The sequence below is a fragment of the Mycoplasma sp. HU2014 genome (genome assembly GCF_001199495.1).
Lineage (GTDB): Bacteria > Bacillota_I > Bacilli_A > Mycoplasmatales > Mycoplasmataceae > Mycoplasma.
In genome coordinates, this window is the sequence record NZ_LFYS01000072.1 from 1 (window position 1) to 5,230 (window position 5,230).

General features: G+C 23.5%; 7 protein-coding genes and 1 pseudogene. 5 read left to right on the forward strand and 3 right to left on the reverse strand.

Going from position 1 to position 5,230, the window contains the following annotated elements:
* From AB668_RS04635 to AB668_RS04640, 3 genes are all read left to right on the forward strand, one after another.
* A partial coding sequence (locus AB668_RS04635) for a transposase (RefSeq protein ID WP_152908072.1) occupies positions 1–352 on the forward strand: 352 nt, incomplete at its 5' end.
* A 46-nt stretch (positions 353–398) separates the two neighbouring features.
* Positions 399–548: a YebC/PmpR family DNA-binding transcriptional regulator gene (locus AB668_RS05350; RefSeq protein ID WP_235443355.1), complete on the forward strand. Its 150-nt coding sequence runs from the start codon at positions 399–401 to the stop codon at positions 546–548.
* 158 nt (positions 549–706) lie between these two features.
* Positions 707–1,534: a hypothetical protein gene (locus AB668_RS04640; RefSeq protein WP_050517830.1), complete on the forward strand. Its 828-nt coding sequence runs from the start codon at positions 707–709 to the stop codon at positions 1,532–1,534.
* Positions 1,535–1,565: 31 nt separating this feature from the next.
* Here the strand turns inward: AB668_RS04640 and udk are convergent, their stop codons facing one another.
* From udk to AB668_RS04655, 3 genes are all read right to left on the reverse strand, one after another.
* Positions 1,566–2,198, reverse strand: coding sequence for a uridine kinase (gene udk, locus AB668_RS04645; RefSeq protein ID WP_050517831.1), 633 nt, complete (start codon positions 2,196–2,198; stop codon positions 1,566–1,568).
* A 123-nt stretch (positions 2,199–2,321) separates the two neighbouring features.
* Entirely contained in the window at positions 2,322–2,792 is a 471-nt protein-coding gene (locus AB668_RS04650) for a hypothetical protein (RefSeq protein ID WP_050517832.1), read from the reverse strand.
* 111 nt (positions 2,793–2,903) lie between these two features.
* Positions 2,904–3,776 carry an ROK family protein gene (locus AB668_RS04655; RefSeq protein WP_050517833.1) on the reverse strand — a complete coding sequence of 291 codons (873 nt, stop codon included), beginning with the start codon at positions 3,774–3,776 and terminating at the stop codon, positions 2,904–2,906.
* A gap of 322 nt (positions 3,777–4,098) precedes the next feature.
* Here AB668_RS04655 and AB668_RS04660 point away from each other — a divergent pair, with 322 nt between their 5' ends.
* Together AB668_RS04660 and AB668_RS05355 are read left to right on the forward strand one after the other, a co-directional pair.
* Entirely contained in the window at positions 4,099–4,578 is a 480-nt protein-coding gene (locus tag AB668_RS04660) for a hypothetical protein (protein ID WP_050517834.1), read from the forward strand.
* Positions 4,579–4,871: 293 nt separating this feature from the next.
* Positions 4,872–5,230, forward strand: a pseudogene (locus tag AB668_RS05355) (hypothetical protein); the annotation flags it as partial.

The window sequence follows — 5,230 nt, forward strand, 5'->3', positions numbered from 1 at the left end:
AAATTTATATTCAAAACAGTGACAAATTGAATCTAATTTTAAAACGTTAAAAGGTAAATTGTCACTTCGTCCAATGTATCTATCAACATGAAATCATATTGTTGGATATATTTGTTTATGTTTTGTATCTTTAGTGTTTTTAAATTATGTAGTTTACCTTTTGAATTCTAGATTAGGATTACAAGGTAAAAATAGAATTACTGAACATAAAATGATTAACATTATTAAAGATGTCAAAGAAATTGAGATATTTGTAAACAAACAAAAAACAGAAACAATACAAGTGTTTAATGATGGGTTAAAAGAAAGTTGAGATACTTATCACACTCTTTTAGAAGTTTTAAAAAAATAACATTTGACTTATAAATTTAGGTTTATAAGTTTAAACTGTTATTTTTATGCTTAAAGTGGGAAACGTAGGAATGATTCCAACTGATGAAAGAATTGTTATTACTGATGAGGAAATTAAAAAACAATTACAAACACTTTTAGATAAATTAGATGACTTAGAAGACGTTCAAAACGTTTATCATAATGCAGAATTATAATTTCAACCGAGATTAAAACTTGGTTTTTTTAATATCTTTTACTAGAAATAGTTTCACCTTAAACAAATATTATTTTTTCATACTATAAATGGTTTAAAATTATAAATATAACAAGATTTTCAAACACAAGTACATTTAATTTATAAAGGAGTATGGGTATGCAATATAATTTATTAAATTTAGTATTACTAATAATAAATATATTTTTATTGGGCTCTATATTAATGTTGTATCTATTCTATACAAAAACTTATATAAATCATCGAGTGCCTTATATTAATAGTTCTAACAATAACATTACTTCAACTGAAATAAATAACATAATTTTAAATTTCAAAATTATGTTTAATTTAAAAGATTATGAAGTTATCTACACTGATACTGAAAAGATGATAAAAATATTTAGAAACGTAAATAAGTCTAAAAAACAAATCGTTATTAGTAAACGTATTTTTGAATCAACAGGTTATGAAATAGATTATTTGATTTCAAGATTATGAATATCAGCAAAACAAATTCAAAAAGATAATAAACTTACTTTTTATAAGACATTAATTTATATAATACCTTATACACTTTTATCATTAATTGTTATTAGTTTTACATTCTCATTATTTTTATATCTTTACAATCAAACAACAGGTGAATTTGATCAAATGCATTCATCAAATGTGATTATATCTAGTTCTCAATACACATTAACTTGGTTTTGAATTAATCCTATCTCTGGATATTTATGCTTTGCTTTTGTTTTATGTTTATTTATAAATTACTATATATCAATGAGATATAAAAATAGATTAGAAATATATTACAATGAAGAAGTAACTAAATTAGTTAAATCAGCTATAAACGAATATGAATTTGATTTTAAAGCAGCAAGAACTTATGCTCAATCAATTAAACTAACTTATATTCCAGTTATGAAAATATTTAACTTTTGAAATAATCATTATAAGTGAACTGGTCCATTTACTATAGTTTAAAAAACCTAGATTTATCTAGGTTTTTAAGTGATTATTCATTTAATAAATATTTTATTTTTGTAGTTACAATATCAATCGCTACTTCATTTCCTTCTTTATAAGGAATGATTAGATCTGCATGATCAATTGTAGGTTCAATAAAAATATCATGCATTGGTTTTACTTCTGTTAAATATTGGTGAATAACACTTTCAATGCTTCTTGCACGTTCTTTAGTGTCGCGTTCTAATCTTCTAATAAAACGTAAATCATCAGCCGTTTTAATAAATAGTTTTATATCACCTAGTTCACGTAATTTTTCAAAATATAAAGCAAATATACCATCTAAAATAATTACGTCACTTGACTTAATTATTTTTGTTTGTTCTGTTCTTGTTGATTTTACAAAATCATAGATTGGAACGGTGATATTTTGTCTTTCTTTTAATTTAGTTAAATCTTTCACTAATAAATCAATATCAATTGAGTTGGGGTGATCAAAATTAATTTGTTTTCTTTTATCAATTGACAATTCACTAAAATCTTTATAGTAATCATCCATTGAAATATGAGAAACTGACTTGTCTTTTAAAATCTTGTTAGCAATTCTATCAGCTACTGTGCTTTTACCACTAGCACTACCACCTGCAACTAAAATAATACTTACTTTTTTATTTTTGCTCATAAACACTCCTAATTTAAATATTATTGTTATTTTAGCATTGCTCTTTTTTATAATAAAGACTTTATAAATTTTATAAAAATAGAGTTTAAGTAGCATAACAAAAAAAGTTTCTACTTATTAACTCTATTTTTCATCTTTTTTATTTTTTTTATCGCGTGGACAATCTTTTGAACAGTTCTTATTTTCTAAAATAATTTTTAAATGACTTGGTAAAGCATAAGACATACCAACTAGATATAAAATTATAACCCCTAGTCCTGGAGCAATAGCTTTAAAACCTAATACTGCAATAAAGAAAGGAACTGCTATGATTAACAACATTGTAGCTAAAATTAATACTGATATATTTATTATGATTAATAATTTTTCATGTTTTTTAATTTTTTTAGTTTTTATAAAAGCTAATAAAAACGGTATTATTAAACAAAGTCCTGAAAATACAAAACCTGTAACAGCTAATGCATAAGGAGTTGTTTCTTTTCCTAATACGTGTAAATGTTGATTATTTCCATAACCAAAAGATTCATTAGCAATTATAACAAGTACGAACATAAAAAATGTTGATAAAAAGTTTAATAGATACTTCTTTTTCATTTTTTTGGTCTCCTTTAATTTTATTTTACATTAATAGTTAACTTGTATAAACAATCAACAGCTTAGATATGTATTATAATTGTTTATATTGTCTTTTAACATGTAAAAATTTTATTTAAAGTGTTTATTTATTAATAAGTGTAATACACCTAACATACCTGCATTATTTTTGTTTGCTGCATATTTAATCTCGATTAGATTGATATTATAGAAATTGTAATTTTGTTTAAATCTTTCATTTAACATTCTTAAAATATTTGGATCACAATTACTAAATCCTCCACCAAGATAAATTACTTCAACACTAATTGTATAACTTAAAATAGTTAATAGATTTGCTAATTTATCTAAATATTTGTCTAGTTTTTGTTTTATAAAATCATTATTTTGATATAACTGTCAAATATCAGGATTATTGATTTGTAAAGTTTCTTTTACATTTATATAAAATCTTGATCAAGATAATTCATTATCAATAGTTTCTTTAGAATTAAAAAATCTAATTGCTCCCACTTCTCCAGCAGTTCCGTTATTTCCTAATAGAAGTTTACCGTTTAATATAATTCCAGCTCCAACTCCAGTACCTAAAGTCAAAGTAAGAGAATTATTATAGTTTTTATCAAAAACATGTTCAGCATAAGCAGCACTATTAGCATCATTTATAACTTTAACTGGAACATCAATATTATTTTTGTTTAAAACTTGTTTAACAAACTTTTCAAACTCAAAACCAGTGTAATTTTTTATAGTTGAATTAGCATATTTAATTGTTCCAAACTCATCAACAACTCCAGCAGTTGCAATAGCAACACCATCAATAAATAAATGATTTTCAATAATTTCTTCTACTTGTTTTGATAACTCTTCTCTTGAAAGTTTTGTTGGAATACTAAATAATTCAACAGGTTCAAAATCACTGTTAAAAACACCATATTTAATAGCTGTACCTCCAATATCAATAGCTAAAAATTTCTTATTATTCATGTATTTTAAATACCACCTTTGTTATATTTATCTTTTATAAAATTAGGTTATCTAACACTATTTATTAAATAACACCTTAATATAAATTGTATCTAATTTTATAGACTTTAAAAGTAGAAAAAAATCAAATATAAAATTATAAGTTAAAAGATAGAAATAAAAAAATCTTTATAATATTATAAAGATTCCCGAGTTTTACAGTTGTTGTACTAACAAATAAATAAAAAGGATGAAAAGTTTAGATTTTAAGGGCTTTTTCATCTTTTTTCTTACTTCTATTTACTTTTTCCAAAGTTATGCTAAAATATTTATAGGAGATATCATGATAAAACGAGATAAGATAAAATTTAAAGATGGAACTGTTAAGACATATTTTAGAGTTGTTAGGGGATATCGAGACAAAGACAGAAAAGTTAAACAAGAAATCGTTAAAAGTTTTGGCTATCTAGAAGACCAACTAGATCAAAATAAATTCATAAAAGAGGTTGAAGAGTTTAACAAAAATGCACTTAAAGGACCTAGAATAACTTTTAGTGAAATCAAAGATAAATCATTTTTAGGTGATCCAAGTTCAAGTTCATATAACTTTGGTTACAAATATTTAGAAGCAGTATATCAATTCTTGGAATTAGATGATTTTTTTGCTACCTTAAACTACAAAACAACATATTCTATAAATGAAATTTTCAAGTTTTTAGTTTTGCAAAGAATAATGTCACCAGCTTCTAGGAGATCTACATATAAAAAGATAAAATCCTTTTATAATAAAGATCTTAACTTTCCTATTCATGCTGTGTATTAAAAAATTCCCAATTTTGGACACTATATAATTTTAATAATTTACTAAAAAATTCTTATTTTCGTCTATTAAATACATTAAATAAAGAATTCCAAAAATATACACTATATTTTTCGGTTAAAATAGCACAAAAACAATTAAAAAATGAAAATTTTTAATAAAAGAGTATGTTTTAGTAATAAAATGTACTCTTTTTGTTTAGAAAAATTAATAAAATTTTTAAAAAATACTTTTAAAAGACTTGTCTTTTATGTTATAATATACTATATAATACACTATAGAAAAGGAGAGATATTATGGCTGTACCATTAGAAATAAGGCAAGTTCCAAGACCAAAAAATACTATCGTTAAATTAACAGGAAAATCATGAGCTGTTATTCAAAGAATTGGATGTGAATATAAAAATGGTAAGAATTATCCAAAAAACGGACCTGTCATAGGTCATATAATAAATGGAGAATACGTACCTAAAAAAGAAATATCAATAGAATTAAGACCAAAAAATTATGGTGACTATATGCTTGCTAAAAATCTTTCAAATGATATTTTGAAAGACTTGACGCACGTTTATGGTGTTGAGGCATTTAGAATTTTTGCCATTGCTATTATGAAAACATTAAACCCAGATGCAAATGATTCTTTAATAGAGAAATA